General features: G+C 58.9%; 16 protein-coding genes and 2 tRNA genes. 11 read left to right on the forward strand and 7 right to left on the reverse strand.

The window, feature by feature from the left end:
• Positions 1–37: 37 nt before the first annotated feature.
• Positions 38–1,099, reverse strand: a complete 1,062-nt coding sequence (dinB, locus tag CKW20_RS17845) for a DNA polymerase IV (RefSeq protein ID WP_095054118.1) — start codon at positions 1,097–1,099, stop codon at positions 38–40.
• Positions 1,100–1,400: 301 nt separating this feature from the next.
• Between dinB and CKW20_RS17850 the strand changes: the two genes are divergently transcribed.
• The 4 genes from CKW20_RS17850 to CKW20_RS17865 all read left to right on the forward strand — a co-directional run bounded on the left by CKW20_RS17850 (position 1,401) and on the right by CKW20_RS17865 (position 5,986).
• Positions 1,401–1,477, forward strand: a tRNA-Met gene (locus CKW20_RS17850).
• Between the two features lie 221 nt (positions 1,478–1,698).
• Positions 1,699–1,775 (forward strand) — tRNA-Met (locus CKW20_RS17855).
• 270 nt (positions 1,776–2,045) lie between these two features.
• Positions 2,046–4,688: a bifunctional lysylphosphatidylglycerol flippase/synthetase MprF gene (gene mprF / locus CKW20_RS17860; protein WP_095054119.1), complete on the forward strand. Its 2,643-nt coding sequence runs from the start codon at positions 2,046–2,048 to the stop codon at positions 4,686–4,688.
• Entirely contained in the window at positions 4,688–5,986 is a 1,299-nt protein-coding gene (locus tag CKW20_RS17865; RefSeq protein WP_095054120.1) for a virulence factor family protein, read from the forward strand. Before mprF ends, CKW20_RS17865 begins: the two co-directional genes overlap by 1 nt.
• A gap of 229 nt (positions 5,987–6,215) precedes the next feature.
• On the opposite strand, the gene CKW20_RS17870 is transcribed toward CKW20_RS17865, so the two are convergent.
• Positions 6,216–6,506 carry a Phd-YefM gene (locus CKW20_RS17870; RefSeq protein WP_095054121.1) on the reverse strand — a complete coding sequence of 97 codons (291 nt, stop codon included), beginning with the start codon at positions 6,504–6,506 and terminating at the stop codon, positions 6,216–6,218.
• Positions 6,507–7,014: 508 nt separating this feature from the next.
• On the opposite strand from CKW20_RS17870, the gene CKW20_RS17875 reads away from it, so the two are divergent.
• On the forward strand, positions 7,015–7,326 hold the full coding sequence (locus CKW20_RS17875; RefSeq protein WP_095054122.1) for a DUF3077 domain-containing protein: 312 nt from the start codon (positions 7,015–7,017) through the stop codon (positions 7,324–7,326).
• Positions 7,327–7,458: 132 nt separating this feature from the next.
• On the opposite strand, the gene CKW20_RS17880 is transcribed toward CKW20_RS17875, so the two are convergent.
• Complete coding sequence (locus CKW20_RS17880) at positions 7,459–9,360, reverse strand: potassium transporter Kup (protein WP_095054123.1); 1,902 nt, start codon at positions 9,358–9,360, stop codon at positions 7,459–7,461.
• Positions 9,361–9,653: 293 nt separating this feature from the next.
• Between CKW20_RS17880 and rimO the strand changes: the two genes are divergently transcribed.
• From rimO to tsaA, 5 genes are all read left to right on the forward strand, one after another.
• A complete protein-coding gene (rimO, locus tag CKW20_RS17890) occupies positions 9,654–10,991 on the forward strand; it encodes a 30S ribosomal protein S12 methylthiotransferase RimO (protein WP_048393845.1) in 1,338 nt (445 codons plus the stop codon).
• Between the two features lie 111 nt (positions 10,992–11,102).
• The gene (locus tag CKW20_RS17895) at positions 11,103–11,576 is read left to right on the forward strand and encodes a GNAT family N-acetyltransferase (RefSeq protein ID WP_095054125.1); all 474 of its coding nucleotides are present in this window, start codon (positions 11,103–11,105) and stop codon (positions 11,574–11,576) included.
• A 186-nt stretch (positions 11,577–11,762) separates the two neighbouring features.
• Positions 11,763–12,473, forward strand: coding sequence for an rRNA pseudouridine synthase (locus CKW20_RS17900; RefSeq protein WP_095054126.1), 711 nt, complete (start codon positions 11,763–11,765; stop codon positions 12,471–12,473).
• 75 nt (positions 12,474–12,548) lie between these two features.
• Entirely contained in the window at positions 12,549–13,019 is a 471-nt protein-coding gene (locus tag CKW20_RS17905) for a DUF1456 family protein (protein ID WP_030131326.1), read from the forward strand.
• 288 nt (positions 13,020–13,307) lie between these two features.
• On the forward strand, positions 13,308–14,006 hold the full coding sequence (gene tsaA / locus CKW20_RS17910; RefSeq protein WP_095054127.1) for a tRNA (N6-threonylcarbamoyladenosine(37)-N6)-methyltransferase TrmO: 699 nt from the start codon (positions 13,308–13,310) through the stop codon (positions 14,004–14,006).
• Positions 14,007–14,180: 174 nt separating this feature from the next.
• Here tsaA and fpr read toward each other — a convergent pair whose 3' ends face one another.
• A complete protein-coding gene (gene fpr / locus CKW20_RS17915; RefSeq protein ID WP_003443014.1) occupies positions 14,181–14,960 on the reverse strand; it encodes a ferredoxin-NADP reductase in 780 nt (259 codons plus the stop codon).
• Positions 14,961–15,081: 121 nt separating this feature from the next.
• Between fpr and CKW20_RS17920 the strand changes: the two genes are divergently transcribed.
• Entirely contained in the window at positions 15,082–16,008 is a 927-nt protein-coding gene (locus tag CKW20_RS17920; protein WP_095054128.1) for a LysR family transcriptional regulator, read from the forward strand.
• On the opposite strand, the gene CKW20_RS17925 is transcribed toward CKW20_RS17920, so the two are convergent.
• From CKW20_RS17925 to CKW20_RS17935, 3 genes are all read right to left on the reverse strand, one after another.
• Positions 16,005–16,367 carry a diacylglycerol kinase gene (locus CKW20_RS17925; RefSeq protein ID WP_095054129.1) on the reverse strand — a complete coding sequence of 121 codons (363 nt, stop codon included), beginning with the start codon at positions 16,365–16,367 and terminating at the stop codon, positions 16,005–16,007. The two genes, CKW20_RS17920 and CKW20_RS17925, sit on opposite strands and share 4 nt — an antisense overlap.
• A 75-nt stretch (positions 16,368–16,442) precedes the next feature.
• On the reverse strand, positions 16,443–17,093 hold the full coding sequence (gene erdR, locus CKW20_RS17930) for a response regulator transcription factor ErdR (RefSeq protein ID WP_095054130.1): 651 nt from the start codon (positions 17,091–17,093) through the stop codon (positions 16,443–16,445).
• Positions 17,094–17,237: 144 nt separating this feature from the next.
• Positions 17,238–17,981, reverse strand: coding sequence for a tRNA-uridine aminocarboxypropyltransferase (locus tag CKW20_RS17935; RefSeq protein ID WP_095054131.1), 744 nt, complete (start codon positions 17,979–17,981; stop codon positions 17,238–17,240).
• Between the last annotated feature and the right edge of the window lie 157 nt (positions 17,982–18,138).

Here is an 18,138-nt window from a genome sequence, read left to right on the forward strand (position 1 = left end):
GCTTGCCCGCGAAGAGGCCCGAACATTCAACGCTGAACTACCGCTCAAACAACTCCATCTGCTCAAACCCGCCTCGCAAATCCTCCAGCCTCACCCCAATCCCCAACAACCGCACCGGTTTCCCGCCACGGTTAAAGGCCTGGGTCAGCAGCAACTGATAACTCCCCAGATCCCGCCCTGCCCCTGCCTGCTCTAAAGTCGTCTGGGTAAAATCATGAAATTTCACTTTGACGAACGGCTTACCCGGGCGATAGCTGCTGTCGATGCGTGCCATGCGGCCATTCAGGGACTCCAGCAACTCGGGCAATTTATCCAGACAACTCACCAGATCCGGCAGATCCACATCGTAAGTGTTTTCGACGCTGATCGACTGCCGGCGACTGTCGTTATGCACCAATCGCTCATCGATCCCACGGGCCAGGCTCCAGAGTCGCTCGCCGAAGCTGCCGAATTCACGCACTAGCGCCAACTTGTCCCATTCGCGCAAATGCGAGCAATCGACAATGCCGAGTTTGCCCAGCTTATCGGCGGTCACTTTGCCAACCCCGTGCAGCTTGCTTACCGGCAAACCACTGACGAAGTCTTCCACCTGATCCGGCGTGATCACGAACAGGCCGTTAGGCTTCTTCCAGTCGCTGGCGATCTTGGCGAGAAACTTGTTCGGCGCCACGCCCGCCGACACGGTGATGTGCAACTGATTGGAGACACGACGGCGAATGTCCTGGGCGATTCGCGTGGCGCTGCCACCAAAATGCGCGCTGTCCGATACGTCAAGGTAGGCTTCATCCAGGGAAAGCGGCTCGATCAGGTCGGTGTAATCGCGAAAGATCGTATGAATTTCCTTCGACGCTTCTCGATAGGCCTCCATGCGCGGCTTGACGATGGTCAGGTCCGGACAGAGTTTCAAGGCATGCCCGGAAGACATGGCCGAGCGTACGCCATAAGCCCGCGCTTCATAGTTACAGGTGGCAATCACCCCACGCCGATCCGCCGAGCCACCCACCGCCAATGGCTTACCGGCCAGGCGCGGATCGTCACGCATCTCGATGGCGGCGTAAAAGCAGTCACAATCGACGTGGATGATTTTTCGCTGCGTCATATAAAAGCGGTGTTCATGGCAAAGAAATGAAGGATTGGTGAGTCGTACCGGCAGTATCTCACTGACACCTGTATATAGCACCAGTAGTCTGAATGTTCTTTTTCCTTTGTAGGAAAAGCTCCGGATGAATTTATTTTCTCAATCGAAAGAACCCTCTCGATAGAGCCACAAGCCTTGCCCTGCCTGCGTTTCAGAGCGATCAGCCATTGCTTTTTTCACCTAAGCACTTGAACAAGAACAGGTTTTACCGAGATTGAAGGTTGACAGCCCTGCGATCCTCTGTAGAATGCCGACACACAGACGCGGGATGGAGCAGTCTGGTAGCTCGTCGGGCTCATAACCCGAAGGTCGTCGGTTCAAATCCGGCTCCCGCAACCAAACATCAAAAAAGGCTACTCGAAAGAGTGGCCTTTTTTGTGCGCGCCTGTTTTATAAAAAATCAGCGATCCATGCCTTATGGCACAGAAACAAGAAATCGTTCCGATTCCGAAACTTAGGTCTCCCCTGCGACCATTCGCCGTCGTTTTAAACTTATTTGAGCCATACTTGGATTAACGGTTGACACTCCGGCGTTCGCCTGTAGAATGCCGCCACACAGACGCGGGATGGAGCAGTCTGGTAGCTCGTCGGGCTCATAACCCGAAGGTCGTCGGTTCAAATCCGGCTCCCGCAACCAAACATCAAAAAAGGCTACTCGAAAGAGTGGCCTTTTTTGTATCTGTTGAAAAAGTCCTTTCGCAACAATGACCTGTCACTGTGCCGCTCGGGATCGCCAGACTGTGAGTTCAGAGCAGACTGAACCGCAAATGAAACCTTCTACGACTGATGACGCACCATCGCCCACATCCGGTGAGACGCGTTAATATTTGTAATTATTTTTTTCAGCAGGGATTGGTAACTTGGCTGGATACCTCCATCCTGTCGCGCACAATCCAAGAGGTGATTGATGCGCGCCAACTCGTCTGATTCACAAGACACCGTCACAGCGACACAACCGATCAAAGCCGAGCGTCTGCGCTTGCTGGATCGAATCAGCAAATATCGTCAACCCATCGGTCTGGCGGTCACTTTGCTGTTGTTCGCCATTGCGCTGATTGCCTGTCGTCACCTGCTGAGCGAACTCGATCTGTACGCGCTGCACGACTCGATTCTGGAGGTGCCGAAACCGGCCATGTTGGGTGCGCTCGGCGCGACCGTCATCGGCTTCATCATTCTGCTGGGTTACGAATGGTCGGCCAGCCGTTATGCCGGCGTGATGCTGGCGCCGCGAATATTGGCATTGGGCGGCTTCACCGCATTTGCCATTGGCAATGCCATCGGCCTTTCGCTGTTATCGGGAGGCTCAGTTCGCTACCGTTTATATGCACGTCATGGTGTGGGGGCTTCAGAAGTCGCGCACATGACCTTGTTTGCCAGCCTCTCGCTCGGCTGCGCCCTCCCGCCCCTGGCCGCCCTCGCCACCCTCAGCAATCTGCCCGCAGCCTCCGCTGCCCTGGGTTTCTCCGAAACATTGCTGGGTGCGATTGCAGTGGCCATGCTGCTGCTCTCTACGGTACTGGCCATCGGTATCTATCGCCGTCGCTTGCCGGAACAGCCTTACCCCGACAACCTGCTGGTCAAGGCCGGTCGCCGCACCTTGCGTCTGCCGGGTCGCCGCCTGACGTTCCTGCAACTGGTCATCACCGCCCTGGACGTGGCCGCCGCCGCGACAGTGCTCTATCTGTTGCTGCCGGAAGCGCCGCCCTTTGGCGCGTTCCTGCTGGTCTATCTATTGGCCTTGGCCGCTGGCGTGCTCAGCCATGTGCCGGGCGGTGTCGGTGTATTCGAAGCGATTTTGCTCGCTGCCTTCGCCGACAAGCTCGGTGCCGCGCCACTGGCTGCTGCCCTTTTGCTCTACCGCCTGATCTACGTGGTGTTGCCGCTGTTGGTGGCTTGCGTACTCCTGCTGATCAACGAAGGCCAGCGCCTGTTTCAGACAAGCCAGTCGCTACGTGCCGCCTCTGGCATGGCCGCGCCGGTTCTGGCGGTGCTAGTGTTCCTGTCGGGCGTGGTGCTGCTGTTTTCCGGCGTGACGCCAGAGATCGATACCCGCCTTGAACACATCGGTTTTCTGATTCCGCATCGTTTGGTCGACGCCTCACACTTCGGCGCCAGCCTGGTGGGCGTGCTCTGCTTGCTGCTCGCGCAGGGGCTGCGTCGCCGCCTGTCGGCCGCGTGGATGCTGACCACCATTTTGTTGTTGGTCGGCGCCCTGCTCTCTCTGCTTAAAGGCTTCGACTGGGAAGAGGCTTGCCTGATGACGCTGACGGCGAGTTTGCTGGGGGTTTTCCGGCGTTCGTTCTATCGCCCCAGTCGCCTGACCGAAGTGCCGTTTTCGCCGCTGTACCTGGTGGCCAGCCTCTGCGTACTCGGCGCATCGATCTGGCTACTGCTGTTCGCCTATCAGGACGTACCCTACAGCCATCAACTCTGGTGGCAGTTCACCCTCGATGCCGATGCCCCGCGTGGCCTGCGCTCGCTGCTCGGCGCCGCGATCCTGCTGGTGGTGGTGTCCCTGACCTGGCTGCTGCGCACCGCGCGCCCGGTGATCCACCTGCCAACCTCCGACGAACTGGAGCGCGCGGTAAAGATTCTCATGGCCTCGTCCCAACCGGATGGCGGCCTGGCCCTGACCGGTGACAAGGCGCTGCTGTTTCACCCCAACGACGAGGCGTTCCTGATGTACGCCCGCCGTGGGCGCAGCCTGGTGGCCTTGTATGACCCGATCGGCCCGAGCCAGCAACGGGCGGAAATGATCTGGCAATTCCGCGACCTCTGCGATATTCACCACGCCCGCCCCGTGTTCTATCAAGTGCGCGCCGAGAACCTGCCGTACTACATGGACATCGGCCTGACCGCGATCAAGCTCGGCGAAGAAGCCCGGGTCGACCTGCACCGCTTTGATCTCGAAGCCAAGGGCAAAGAGATGAAGGACCTGCGCTACACCTGGAACCGCGGCACCCGTGATGGCCTGTCGCTGGAAATCCATGAGCCAGGGCAAGCGCCGATGGATGAGCTCAAGGTGATTTCCGACGCTTGGCTGACTGGCAAGAACGTGCGCGAGAAAGGTTTCTCGCTCGGGCGTTTCAGTGATGACTACCTCAAGCACTTCCGTATTGCAGTGATTCGATTCGAAGGGCGCCCGGTGGCGTTCGCCAACCTGCTCGAGACCTACGGCCATGAACTGGCCAGCCTCGACCTGATGCGCGCGCACCCCGACGCCCCCAAGCTGACCATGGAGTTCATGATGGTCGGCCTGATTCAACATTATAAAAATCATGGATACGCGCGCTTCAGCCTGGGCATGGTGCCGTTGTCGGGGTTGCAACCCCGGCGCGGCGCACCACTGACCCAGCGCCTGGGCTCGATGGTATTCCGCCGTGGTGAGCAGCTGTACAACTTCCAAGGTTTGCGCCGCTTCAAAGACAAGTTCCAGCCCGACTGGGAACCCCGTTATATGGCCGTGCCCGCCGGACTCGATCCGCTGGTTGCCCTGGCCGACACTGCCGCCCTGATTGCGGGCGGCTTGACTGGATTGGTGAAACGCTGATGATTCAACGCTCCCTGCGGTACGTACTGGCCACACTGGTAGTGCTGGCCCTGATGGTCGGTGGCGGTTACTGGTACCTGAAACGCCCGGCACCAGAACCGACCCTCGAACGGCTGACGCCGGCCGATGGCGCCGCGATGACCCGCGTCATCCCTGGCACCACGCCAAAGGCTCAGGTGCTGGTGGCGGTCAATGAAGACCAGAAACTCAATGACAAGCAATTGACCACCCTGAGCCGCAGCGCCTCGGCGCAAATCGTCCAGGTGATCCTGCCCAAGGACTGCCTGCTGCAAAGCCGCGCCCTGCAAGCGGGTCTGCGCGAACTGAAAGGCCCGGCCACTCTGGTCAGCGGCATCGGCCCTGGCGCCGTACTGGCCTGGCGCTGGTTGTCGGAGCAGAAGAACGACAAGGCCCAGGCCATTTCGGTTGACCTGGCCCTGGAAAAGCCCGGTGGCTGCACTCACCTGCTGCCGAAAACCGCCGCTCACGGCCACTGGCTGGTGGCCTGGAACGACAACCCGGACGACACCAGCGCAGGCTTCGTGCGTGACCAGCCCAACGCCGAAACCAGCATCAGCGACTACGACATAAACTTGCCGCAAGTGCTGAACAACGAACTGCGCAAAATCCTCGTCGGCGGCGATAAAGCCGCCGGTGGCCTGCAGATTCCGGTGGTCGAAGTGCCGGCCGGCCAAGCCAAGGACACCGTCACCCTGTTCCTTTCCGGCGACGGCGGCTGGCGCGACTTGGACCGCGACGTAGCGGGCGAGATGGCGAAGATCGGCTACCCGGTGGTCGGCATCGACACCCTACGCTACTACTGGCAGCACAAGAGCCCGGAACAAAGCGCTCTGGACCTGACCGAACTGATGCAGCACTACCGGCAGAAATGGGGCACCAAGCGCTTCATCCTGACTGGTTACTCGTTCGGTGCCGACGTACTGCCCGCCATTTATAACCGTCTGCCAGAAGCCGAACAGCAGCGCGTCGATGCAATCATCCTGCTGGCCTTCGCCCGCACCGGCAGCTTCGAAATCGAAGTCGAAGGCTGGCTCGGCAACGCCGGCAAAGAAGCCGCCACCGGCCCGGAAATGGCCAAGCTGCCGCCGGCAAAAGTGGTGTGCATCTACGGTGAGGAAGAAGTCGACGAGAGCGGCTGCACTGACAAGACCGCCGTGGGCGAAGCGATGAAACTGCCTGGCGGCCATCACTTCGACGAGAACTACCCGGCCCTGGCCCAACGGTTGGTCGATGCCATCGAGAAGCGTCAAGCGAAGGAGACGGCGGCTCAAGAGTGAGCTGAGCCGCGCTCACAAAAAAGCCCCCGCAGCCTTATGGTCGCGGGGGCTTTTTTCATATGAGTGCAATTTAACCAAACACCGCAGATCCCCTGTGGGAGCGGGCTTGCTCGCGAAAGCGGACTGTCAGTCGATATCCATGTTGAATGTGAGTCCGTCTTCGCGAGCAAGCCCGCTCCCACAGGATCTGCGTATCGCCTGTGCGGATGCGTCTACCGCCCGCGAGCTCTTAGGCTTTCCTGGCGTACCGCGCCCGCATATCGTCGTGACTAACTGCCCTGGCCTGATCAAAACAGATCAATCGCTCCCCAGCTGCTGCTTCAACGCGAAGATCCTTAAGCTCGTCGAGCATTTCCTGATACACATCGACATTGATAATGACCGCTGCTGGCCGATTATCTTTGAAAATGACCAGGCGCTCGGTGGCACGGCTGGAGATCTCCTCGAGTCTCGCACTGAAGCCCCTGACCATTGCAGGCATCGATATCGCTTGGTCAGCACGCTCTAATGATGCCGTCATACCTATCTCTCTCTAACAATCATGCAAATTTGAACACACAGCTCCACGCAGAGCATTGCGTCGAACTCGACATACAGCAAGCTGCAAAAAACGCGAATTTACCAAGCTGCGTTTTTCAAGCTCACTGGGCATGTTTAGTTTCGTTTACTAAAAGATCTCGCAATATCGGATGACGCCCGCAGACCTTGTAGGCAAACTCCTAATCTTGCCAATTGGGTGCGTTTGGGCACTTTGCCGCCTTGTTGCGTTTTTCTTCGACGGGATACTCTCCGGACGTCGCTGACCATTCAGCGATCGGGCTTGGTAACCCGGTGGAATAAGGCGCAACGGCGCACCCGACACGATTGCAGGCGTTTTTTGGCCTGCGATCCTGTGTTATGGCAGCTGTGCGTGGGACGCTTTCGAGCGTGCCGGTTTCCTTGATTCCCCGGTTTACCAACCTGCGCTCAGCTGCCACCCATTCGCTTGGTATCGGATGCGGCAGCTTCTTAAATCAAGGAAGTTGACCATGAACAATCAATCAGAACTAAAAACCATCGGCCTCACCCCGCTCATCTACTGCTCGGATCAGGCGTTGTTCAACGTCCGCGCCGGTGTCCCCATCGTTGATGCATTGTCACAAGCGTCCGATCTGCTGTTCCTCGCCAAATCATTTACCGAGGATGCAGCCTACGCAAAAAACACCGACCGCCACGCCTGGGCCGCGCATTATCTGACGGCTATGTCCAAGGCTGTGATTGATGATGTGGTGAAGGTGCTGACACCACGACCTGTCCGGACAAAGACTGAATCTGAAGAAGAGCTGCCTGAAAACAAGTAAAGGCGCCAACACCGCAGATCCCTTGTGGGAGCGAGCCTGCTCGCTCCCACAAGGGATTGTCAGTGGACTCAAGTCACCGGACACAAAAAAGCCCCCGCTACCTTCATGGCAACGTGGGCTTTTTCATATGGCTTACATCTCTACCTGAGTACCCAACTCAATCACCCGGTTCAGCGGCAAATTGAAGAACCGCAAATTACCATTGGCATTCTTCAACATGAAGGCGAACAACGCCTCGCGCCAGCGGGCCATGCCTTCGAGCTTGGAGGCGATGACCGTCTCGCGACTGAGGAAGTAGGTGGTGCGCATCGGACTGAAATCCAGGTCATCCAGATGGCACAGTTTCAAGGCCTCAGGCACGTCCGGCTCATCGGTGAAGCCGAAGTGCAGGATCACCCGGAAGAAGCCTTCGCCGTAGGAATCGACATCGAAACGTCGTTGTGGCGGGACGCGCGGGATGTCTTCGTACACCACCGTCAGCAGCACCACTTGCTCGTGCAGCACCTGGTTATGCAGCAGGTTGTGCAGCAGCGCGTGCGGCACGGCATCCGGGCGAGCGGTAAGGAACACCGCCGTGCCCTGGACCCGATGCGGCGGTTGCACACGGATGCTGCTGATGAAGATCGGCAGCGGCAACCCGCCTTCGTCCATTCGCTCCACCAGCAGTTGCTTGCCGCGCTTCCAGGTGGTCATCAACACGAACAACGCGATACCGGCGATCACCGGGAACGCACCGCCCTGAATGATTTTTGGCACGTTGGCGGCGAAGTACAGACCGTCCACCAACAGGAAACCCAGCAACACCGGAACCGCGAGGATCGGTGACCACTTCCACAACAGCAACATCACCGCCGACACCAGGATAGTGGTCATCAGCATCGTGCCAGTCACCGCCACGCCGTAGGCTGAAGCCAACGCGCCGGAGGACTCGAAGCCCAGCACCAACAGAATCACACCCACCATCAACGACCAGTTCACCGCGCCGATGTAGATCTGGCCTTGCTCGGCACTGGACGTGTGCTGGATGTGCATACGCGGAATGTAGCCAAGCTGAATTGCCTGACGGGTCAGGGAGAATGCACCGGAGATGACCGCTTGCGAGGCAATCACCGTGGCCATCGTCGACAATCCCACCAACGGGATCAACGCCCAGCTTGGCGCCAGCAGATAGAACGGGTTACGGGCGGCTTCCGGATCACCGAGCAGTAACGCACCCTGCCCGAAGTAGTTCAGTACAAGCGCAGGCAGCACAAGGATGAACCAGGCCCGAGCGATCGGCTTGCGACCGAAGTGGCCCATGTCGGCGTACAACGCCTCGGCGCCGGTCAATGCCAGCACCACGGCGCCAAGAATCGTGACCCCCATGCCTGGGTGAACCATGAAGAAACGTACGCCCCACACCGGATTCATCGCCTGCAACACTTCCGGGTGCTGACTGATGCCATAGACGCCTAATGCGCCGAGCACCAGAAACCAGGTGACCATGATCGGCCCGAACAGAATGCCGATCCGCGCCGTACCGTGACGTTGAATCAGAAACAGCACCACCAGCACGACCAGCGACAGCGGCACCACCCAATGGTCGATGCCCTCGAATGCCAGCCCCAGGCCTTCAATCGCCGAGAGAACGGAAATCGCCGGGGTGATCATGCTGTCGCCATAGAACAGCGCCGCGCCGATCAGCCCGCAGACCACCAGCAAGGTACGCAACTTCGCATGCCCCGCCGCTGCCCGCCGAGCCAGCGCGGTCAAGGCCATGATGCCGCCCTCGCCCTGGTTGTCGGCACGCAGCACGAACATCATGTATTTGACCGAGACGACCCAGATCAGCGACCAGAAGATCAATGCCAGAATGCCCAGCACGCCATCATGGTTGACGGGTACGCCATAGCCACCGGAAAACACTTCTTTGAGGGTGTACAGCGGGCTCGTGCCGATATCGCCATAAACCACCCCGACTGCCGCCACCAGCATGCCAATCGGCTTCGCCGCCGAATGCTCGGCATCCGCCACCTGACTACTTGCCTGACCCATTCACCACTCCTGTTACCGGACCCGGGCTTCTTGAAAGAAGCACTATGTTTTGCCGTGCAGCATGCGCTGTTTTACTTATTGTTACAGACGTTTTATTGACTGAAAGAATCGATAAAGCGTAACGGCGCGAAGCATAGCGCAGCACTCGTCGTATTTCCCCGCATAAAGCTGGTCAAGTGCCTCTGCCATCGCTAGAATTGCGCACTTTTTGATCAGAGGCGCCCAAAACATAAGCGCCCGTCTGTCGCCTTGCCGTTCTCGGCTGGAGGCGTCCCAAAACACCGAGGTTAGACATGTCCACCACTCCTGCGCCGGCCAATCCAAAAGTTGGCTTCGTATCCCTGGGCTGCCCCAAAGCACTGGTCGACTCCGAGCGCATCCTTACCCAGCTGCGCATGGAAGGCTATGACGTTGTGTCCACTTATCAGGACGCCGACGTCGTGGTGGTCAACACCTGCGGCTTTATCGACTCGGCCAAGGCTGAGTCCCTGGAAGTGATCGGCGAAGCCATCAAGGAAAACGGCAAGGTCATCGTGACTGGCTGCATGGGCGTCGAAGAAGGCAACATCCGCAACGTGCACCCAAGCGTATTGGCCGTGACCGGTCCGCAGCAGTACGAGCAAGTGGTCAACGCCGTGCACGACGCCGTGCCGCCGCGTCAGGATCACAACCCGCTGATCGACCTGGTGCCGCCGCAAGGGATCAAACTGACCCCGCGCCACTACGCCTACCTGAAGATTTCCGAAGGCTGCAACCACAGCTGCAGCTTCTGCATCATCCCGTCGATGCGCGGCAAACTGGTCAGCCGCCCGGTCGGTGACGTGCTCGACGAGGCCCAGCGCCTGGTCAAGGCCGGCGTCAAAGAGCTATTGGTGATTTCCCAGGACACCAGCGCCTACGGCGTCGACGTGAAATACCGCACCGGCTTCTGGAACGGCGCGCCGGTGAAAACCCGCATGACCGAACTCTGCGAAGCCCTCAGCACCCTCGGTGTCTGGGTGCGTCTGCACTACGTTTACCCGTACCCGCACGTCGACGAGCTCATCCCGCTGATGGCCGCCGGGAAAATCCTGCCGTACCTGGACATCCCGTTCCAGCACGCTAGCCCGAAAGTCCTGAAAGCCATGAAACGCCCGGCCTTCGAAGACAAGACCTTGGCGCGGATCAAGAACTGGCGCGAAATCTGCCCGGATCTGATCATCCGTTCGACCTTCATCGTCGGCTTCCCCGGCGAAACCGAAGAAGACTTCCAGTACCTGCTGAACTGGCTGACCGAAGCGCAACTCGACCGCGTTGGCTGCTTCCAGTACTCGCCGGTCGAAGGCGCACCGGCCAACCTGCTGGACGCGGCCATCGTGCCGGACGACGTCAAGCAAGACCGTTGGGACCGCTTCATGGCGCACCAGCAAGCCATCAGCTCGGCACGCCTGCAAATGCGCGTCGGCCGTGAAATCGAAGTGCTGGTCGATGAAGTCGACGAGCAAGGCGCGGTCGGCCGTTGCTTCTTCGATGCCCCGGAAATCGACGGTAACGTGTTCATCGACAACGGCAGCAACTTGAAGCCGGGCGACAAAGTCTGGTGCAAAGTGACCGACGCCGACGAATACGATCTGTGGGCTGAACAGATCTAAGCGAAAAAAATACAAAAAGCCCCGCTCTCTTGACGAGATGCGGGGCTTTTTTACGTCTATCGTTTTGTGAGAGAAAACACTCGCGTCATCCATGCAGAGAGGCCAGCAGGCATGCGCCAATACTCGGTCATTCACACACCGAAACAGAGCGACTACGAAGAACTCACCCAAGTGTGGGAGGCCTCGGTGCGCGCCACCCATGACTTTCTGCCCGACAGCTACATCGAACTGCTGAAGAACCTGGTGCTGACCCGCTACCTCGACGCGGTGATGCTGATCTGCACCAAAGACTCGCACCAGCGCATCACCGGGTTCGCCGGCGTGGCGGCGGGCAAAATCGAAATGCTCTTCATCGATCCTGCGCACCGTGGCCAGGGCCTGGGCAAAAAATTGTTGCGTTATGCCCTGGAACACCTGAACGCCGATGAGCTGGACGTCAACGAGCAAAACCCGCAGGCCTTGGGGTTTTATTTCAAGCAGGGCTTTGAGGTGATCGGTCGCTCCGAGCATGACGGTATGGGCCAGCCTTATCCGCTGCTGCACATGCGTTTGCGTCAAAACCAGCAACATTCGCGGCATGGCTGACACCACGCGGAACAAATGTAGGAGCTGGCTTGCCAGCGAAGGGGCCCGAGAGCCTTGCAGCAATCAATCGGCCGCCTTCGCTGGCAAGCCAGCTCCTACATTTAATGCCACACGGCGCAAATGGATTCGCGATTAACCGGCGCCAGGCAGGTACAATGCCCACCCCTTTTTTGTTACGGCCCTGTCATGACTGACCCGATTCGTCTCTCCAAACGCCTCATCGAACTCGTCGGCTGTTCCCGTCGGGAGGCTGAGCTGTTCATCGAGGGCGGCTGGGTCACCGTGGACGGCGAAGTCATCGACGAGCCGCAGTTCAAGGTCGACACCCAAAAAGTCGAGCTCGACCCAGAGGCCAAGGCCACTGCGCCGGAGCCGGTGACCATCCTGCTCAACGTGCCTGCGGGCATGGACGCGGAAACGGCCATGGCGACCATCAGCGCCGAGACCCTGAGCGAAGAACACCGCTACGGCAAACGCCCGCTCAAGGGTCACTTCCTGCGCCTGATCGCCAGCGCCGACCTGCAGGCCAACGCCAGCGGTCTGCTGGTGTTCACCCAGGACTGGAAGATCCTGCGCAAGCTCACCGCCGACGCCAGCAAAATCGAGCAGGAATATGTAGTCGAGGTTGAAGGCGACATGGTCGCTCACGGCCTCAACCGCCTGAACCACGGCCTGACATACAAGGGCAAGGAACTGCCGCCGGTCAAAGCCAGCTGGCAGAACGAAAACCGCCTGCGCTTTGCGATGAAGAACCCACAACCGGGCGTGATTGCCCTGTTCTGCCAGGCCGTGGGCCTGAAGGTCGTCGCCATCCGCCGCATCCGCATAGGCGGCGTGTCCATCGGCAAAGTGCCCGTGGGGCAATGGCGCTACCTGTCCGGCAAAGAGAAGTTCTAAGACTTTTCACGCCGCCATACATTTCGGCGCCGCTGCTTATGCGGCGCCCACTGCTGAATATCAGGATTGCACACCATGATTCATAACGACGTACTGCGCAGCGTGCGCTACATGCTCGACATCAGTGACAAGAAAGTCATCGAAATCATCAAGATCGGCGGCATGGACGTGTCCATGGAAGACCTGCTGACCTACCTCGACAAGAAAGAGGAAGACGAGGAAGGCTTCGTACGCTGCCCGGACGAGGTCATGGCGCATTTCCTCGATGGCCTGGTGATCTTCAAGCGTGGCAAGGACGAAAGCCGTCCGCCGCAGCCGATCGAAGTGCCGGTGACCAACAACATCATCCTGAAGAAACTGCGTGTGGCCTTCGAACTGAAGGAAGACGACATGCACGCGATCCTCAAGGCGGCCGAGTTCCCGGTGTCCAAGCCTGAGCTGAGCGCACTGTTCCGCAAGTTCGGCCACACCAACTACCGCACCTGCGGCGACCAGTTGCTGCGCAACTTCCTCAAGGGCCTGACCCTGCGCGTTCGCCCACAGTAAATTGCCCACGAACCTGTAGGAGCACAGCTTGCTGGCGAAGGCGATCTTGAAAACGCCTTCGCCAGCAAGCTGTGCTCCTACAAGGCTTGGTTCAGTCTCTGAGATTGGCGGTGCGGCTATCGCGGGCAAGCCACGCTCCCACAGGTTCTATGCCGTACACAAAATCTGTGTTCGCTCGAGAACCCTGTGGGAGCGTGGCTTGCCCGCGATGACGGACTAACAGACGCCAGCGATCTCGCGACTGCTCGGGTTATCATGCCCACCCACACCCCGCCTCGACCCCAAACCATGACCTACAACGTTTCCCCCATCGGCTTCGTGCGCTCCTGTTTCAAGGAGAAGTTCGCCATTCCGCGCCAGCCCCAGCTGGCCCCGGCCGCTCGGGGCGTGCTGGAGTTGGTGGCGCCGTTCGATCAGGGTGATGCGGTGCAGGGACTCGAGCAGGTCAGCCATGTCTGGCTGTTGTTCCTGTTCCATCAGGCCCTGGAAGAAAAGCCACGCCTGAAAGTCCGCCCTCCGCGCCTGGGGGGCAACAAATCCATGGGCGTGTTTGCCACTCGGGCGACGCATCGACCCAATGGCATCGGTCAATCGGTGGTCAAACTGGACAAGGTCGAAGCCAATCGGTTGTGGCTCTCCGGCATCGACTTGCTGGACGGCACGCCGGTGCTCGACATCAAACCCTACGTGCCTTACGCCGACATCATCGACACGGCGTCCAACAGCATCGCCAGCGCCCCACCAACGCTGATTCCCGTGCAGTGGACGGATTCGGCACTGCAGCAGGCTCACGACCATGCTCAGCGGCTTGATGAGCCCTTGGTCGAGCTGATCGAGCAATGCCTGGCACAAGACCCACGCCCGGCGTACCAGATTCCTGCACCAGAAAGGGAATATGGCGCGCAGTTCTGGGATGTGGATGTGCGCTGGCATTACCCCACGCCTGACTTGATCCGCGTTGTCGAAGTCATTCCCGCAAACGCGTAATCCGTAGAAACGAAAAAGCCCGCGCTGCCTTCTCAGGCAACGCGGGCTTTTTCATGGTGAACGCAAAACCAATGTGGGAGCGAGCCTGCTCGCGATGGCGGTTTAACACTCAACGATGATGTTGACTGAATGTACGCTTTCGCTGGCAAGCCAGCTCCTACAAGTGACCTTCGGTCACTTTTCGACGAAAGCACGCTCGATCAGGTAATCACCCGGCTCGCGCATCCGCGGCGAAACTTTCAGGCCGAAGCTGTTCAACACTTCGCTGGTCTCGTCGAGCATGCTCGGGCTGCCGCACAGCATGGCGCGGTCGTCCTGCGGGTTGATCGGTGGCAGACCGATGTCGCTGAACAGCTTGCCGCTGCGCATCAGGTCGGTCAGGCGGCCTTCGTTCTCGAATGGCTCGCGGGTCACGGTCGGGTAGTAGATCAACTTGTCACGCAGCGCCTCGCCGAAGAACTCGTTCTGCGGCAAGTGCTCGGTGATGAACTCGCGGTAAGCGACTTCATTGACGTAACGCACGCCGTGGCACAGGATCACTTTTTCAAAACGCTCGTAGGTTTCCGGGTCCTGGATGACGCTCATGAATGGCGCCAGACCGGTACCGGTGCTGAGCAGGTACAAATGTTTGCCAGGCTTCAAGTCATCCAGCACCAGCGTGCCGGTAGGCTTTTTGCTGATGATGATCTCGTCGCCTTCCTTCAGATGCTGCAACTGGGAAGTCAGCGGGCCATCAGGCACCTTGATGCTGAAGAACTCGAGATGCTCTTCCCAGTTCGGGCTGGCAATCGAGTAAGCGCGCATAAGCGGGCGGCCGTTGGGCTGTTGCAGGCCGATCATCACGAACTGACCGTTCTCGAAGCGCAGGCCCGGATCGCGGGTGCACTTGAAGCTGAACAGAGTGTCGTTCCAGTGGTGAACACTGAGGACACGCTCGTGGTTCATGTTGCTCATGTACGTGGGACTCCTGGAGATTTGCCTGCGCCGATGATGTGCGCAATTGCAGCGCATTCTAATGGCAGCGACAATATCTGTTAACTGGATTATTAAGATAAGGGTTATCGGTTATATCGATATGCGATTTACTCTCCGTCAACTTCAAGTATTCGTCGCCGTCGCCCAGCAGGAAAGCGTATCCCGTGCTGCATTGACGCTCAACCTCTCACAATCGGCGGCGAGCACCTCAATCACCGAGCTAGAGCGTCAGTGCAGCTGCCAACTGTTCGATCGCGCCGGCAAACGGCTGAGCCTCAACGCCCTCGGCAAACAGCTGTTGCCCCAGGCGGTGGCCCTGCTCGACCAGGCCAAGGAGATTGAAGACTTGCTCAACGGCAAGTCTGGTTTCGGCTCCCTGGCGGTCGGCGCGACCCTGACCATCGGCAATTATCTCGCCACTCTGCTGATCGGCAGCTTCATGCAGCGCCATCCTGAAAGCCAGGTGAAGCTGCATGTGCAGAACACCGCCAACATCGTGCAACAGGTCGCGCACTATGAAATTGATCTGGGTCTGATCGAAGGCGATTGCAGCCACCCGGATATCGAAGTGCAGAGTTGGGTCGAAGATGAGTTGGTGGTGTTCTGTGCGCCCCAGCATCCGCTGGCTAAACGCGGCATCGCGACCATGGAGGAGCTGAGTCATGAGGCGTGGATCTTGCGTGAGCAGGGCTCGGGCACACGGCTGACGTTCGACCAGGCCATGCGACACCATCGCAGCGCGCTGAACATTCGCCTGGAGCTGGAACACACCGAAGCGATCAAACGCGCGGTGGAATCAGGTTTGGGGATTGGTTGCATTTCGCGCCTGGCGCTGCGCGATGCGTTTCGCCGCGGCAGCCTGGTGCCGGTGGAAACGCCGGAACTGGACCTGGCGCGGCAGTTCTATTTCATCTGGCATAAACAGAAATATCAGACGTCGGCGATGCGCGAATTCCTCGAACTGTGCCGCGCGTTCACCGCCGGGGTTCAGCGCAGCGACGAGATCGTGCTGCCCACCATCGCTTAAAGCAGGATCACCGCCCACACCAGTGCGATCATGCTCAGCGCCACCAATTGAGCGGCGCTGCCCATGTCCTTGGCGTTCTTGGACAGTGGATGCAACTCGAGGGAAATGCGGTCGATGGCCGCTTCCACCGCCGAATTGAGCAACTCGACGATCAAGGCCAACAGGCAGACCGCAATCAGCAGCGCCTGCTCGACGCGGCTGACGTTCAGGAAGAACGACAGCGGAATCAGGACAACGTTGAGCAACACCAGTTGCCGGAAGGCCGCTTCACCAGTGAAAGCCGCGCGCAAGCCATCCAGGGAGTAGCCGGAGGCGTTGAGGATACGTTTGAGGCCGGTCTGGCCTTTGAAAGGTGACATAAAGTAGGCAACTGACCAAAAAGGAGTGGGAAAGCTAGATTAAGCAAAGTCAAAAAAGCGTGAACACGTAGCTCCTTAGTTGCTCGAAATTGACTCAAGTTGTTGCAAGAGCAGCGCTGCCTGAGTCCGGGTCCGCACATTCAGCTTACGGAAAATGGCCGTGACGTGGGCCTTGATCGTCGCTTCGGAAACACCCAACTCGTAAGCAATCTGCTTGTTCAGCAAACCTTCACAAACCATGGTCAACACCCGGAACTGCTGGGGTGTCAGGCTGGCAAGGCCTTCGCTGGCAGCCTTGGCTTCGGCGGAAACGCTGACCGCTTCGAAGGCCTGGGGCGGCCAGAAAACGTCGCCATCGAGTACCGCGCGTACGGCTTTCTGAATAACGCTCAAATCACTGGACTTGGGGATGAAACCGCTGGCGCCGAATTCACGGGACTTCACCATGATCGACGCTTCTTCCTGAGCCGACACCATCACCACTGGAATTTGCGGGTACTGCCCACGCAACAGCACCAACCCGGAAAAACCGTAAGCCCCCGGCATGTTCAGGTCCAGCAATACCAGATCCCAGTCGGCTTTTTCGTCCAAACGGGTTTCCAGCTCGGCAATGCTCGCCACTTCCACCAGACGGACATCCGGGCCCAGGCCCAGGGTCAATGCTTGATGCAGGGCGCTACGAAAAAGAGGGTGGTCATCGGCAATCAGGATTTCGTATGTGGCCATTCTTCAAATGATCCTGTTTTTTTCATGGGATGCCCGATGCATTCAGGCCTCGCCAAATCGGCGCCAAGCATGCCCAGCGAAGCCAGGGTGGTCAAGTTGCATGGCCCTGCCAGCCAGCCCTGTTCTTTGCAGTATGGACGACGCTCAACAAACGATGGACGCCACGCTCTGCACAAAGGGCATCAGCTCGGCGTGAGCCGGTGTTGCAACATTCATATCCAGCTGATGCTTAGCGTCCATATAGTGCTGGCTGAACACATCGAAATAAGCGTCCAGCGCCAAGGCAGTGTCTGTATCGCCGGCAAGATCGAGGCACAGCGCCGCCACTTCGGCCGTGCACAGGTGCTCGCTGCGAGTGGATCTGCGTAGCCGGTACCGTGAAAGCTTCTCGGGAAGCAGACTCAGAATCGGCAATGCATCAAAATAGGGGCTTTTCCGGAAAATCTTCCGGGCTTCGGTCCAGGTGGCGTCCAGCAGAATGAACAGCGGCCGCTTGGTGCTATCGACCTCAACGCTGTGGGTGACTCGCCCGGGCTCGACATATTCGCCTGGAAACACCAGGTACGGTTGCCATTGCGGGTCGGCCAGCAGCGCCAGCAGTTGTTCATCGACTTCCGTGCGCGACCAGATGAACGCATGGTTGTCGCGCACCACATCGGCAATCAGCCAACCGGTGTTGCTTGGTTTGAACACTTCTTTATTGGTCATGATCAGGCACACGCCGCTACGGGTGTCGACCTGCGGGCGCCAGGCGCATAGGCAGTGGCTCTCGATCACACGGCAGGCACGGCAACGGGTTGCTCGCCAGCCACGGGCCTGAATCGGCTTGATGCCCTCTTCCTCACGCTGATCACGCAAGCGGGCTACGGCGTTGGGGGCGTGGTTCATCGTGGGCAGCACCCGCAGACAGGAAAACTCGACACAAACGGCACTCGGCAAGGCAATAAAGGCCAGCAGTTTACCAGAGCGGCCGGCGCAAGCCTGTACCGTCCTGGCCACCTCCCCTATAATTCGCCGCCACTGAACGCACAGTCACGTGACGGGT

The sequence above is a fragment of the Pseudomonas sp. Irchel s3b2 genome (genome assembly GCF_900187445.1).
GTDB lineage: Bacteria > Pseudomonadota > Gammaproteobacteria > Pseudomonadales > Pseudomonadaceae > Aquipseudomonas.

Excerpts from the sequence above, each read along its gene's own strand:
- CKW20_RS17870 (WP_095054121.1), bottom strand. The coding sequence starts at position 6,506 with ATGACGGCATCATTAGAGCGTGCTGACCAAGCGATATCGATGCCTGCA.
- CKW20_RS17905 (WP_030131326.1), top strand. The coding sequence starts at position 12,549 with ATGATTCATAACGACGTACTGCGCAGCGTGCGCTACATGCTCGACATC.
- CKW20_RS17920 (WP_095054128.1), top strand. The coding sequence starts at position 15,082 with ATGCGATTTACTCTCCGTCAACTTCAAGTATTCGTCGCCGTCGCCCAG.
- rimO (WP_048393845.1), top strand. The coding sequence starts at position 9,654 with ATGTCCACCACTCCTGCGCCGGCCAATCCAAAAGTTGGCTTCGTATCC.
- CKW20_RS17875 (WP_095054122.1), top strand. The coding sequence starts at position 7,015 with ATGAACAATCAATCAGAACTAAAAACCATCGGCCTCACCCCGCTCATC.
- CKW20_RS17925 (WP_095054129.1), bottom strand. The coding sequence starts at position 16,367 with ATGTCACCTTTCAAAGGCCAGACCGGCCTCAAACGTATCCTCAACGCC.
- CKW20_RS17895 (WP_095054125.1), top strand. The coding sequence starts at position 11,103 with ATGCGCCAATACTCGGTCATTCACACACCGAAACAGAGCGACTACGAA.
- CKW20_RS17900 (WP_095054126.1), top strand. The coding sequence starts at position 11,763 with ATGACTGACCCGATTCGTCTCTCCAAACGCCTCATCGAACTCGTCGGC.
- CKW20_RS17880 (WP_095054123.1), bottom strand. The coding sequence starts at position 9,360 with ATGGGTCAGGCAAGTAGTCAGGTGGCGGATGCCGAGCATTCGGCGGCG.
- tsaA (WP_095054127.1), top strand. The coding sequence starts at position 13,308 with ATGACCTACAACGTTTCCCCCATCGGCTTCGTGCGCTCCTGTTTCAAG.
- mprF (WP_095054119.1), top strand. The coding sequence starts at position 2,046 with ATGCGCGCCAACTCGTCTGATTCACAAGACACCGTCACAGCGACACAA.
- CKW20_RS17865 (WP_095054120.1), top strand. The coding sequence starts at position 4,688 with ATGATTCAACGCTCCCTGCGGTACGTACTGGCCACACTGGTAGTGCTG.
- fpr (WP_003443014.1), bottom strand. The coding sequence starts at position 14,960 with ATGAGCAACATGAACCACGAGCGTGTCCTCAGTGTTCACCACTGGAAC.
- erdR (WP_095054130.1), bottom strand. The coding sequence starts at position 17,093 with ATGGCCACATACGAAATCCTGATTGCCGATGACCACCCTCTTTTTCGT.
- dinB (WP_095054118.1), bottom strand. The coding sequence starts at position 1,099 with ATGACGCAGCGAAAAATCATCCACGTCGATTGTGACTGCTTTTACGCC.
- CKW20_RS17935 (WP_095054131.1), bottom strand. The coding sequence starts at position 17,981 with ATGAACCACGCCCCCAACGCCGTAGCCCGCTTGCGTGATCAGCGTGAG.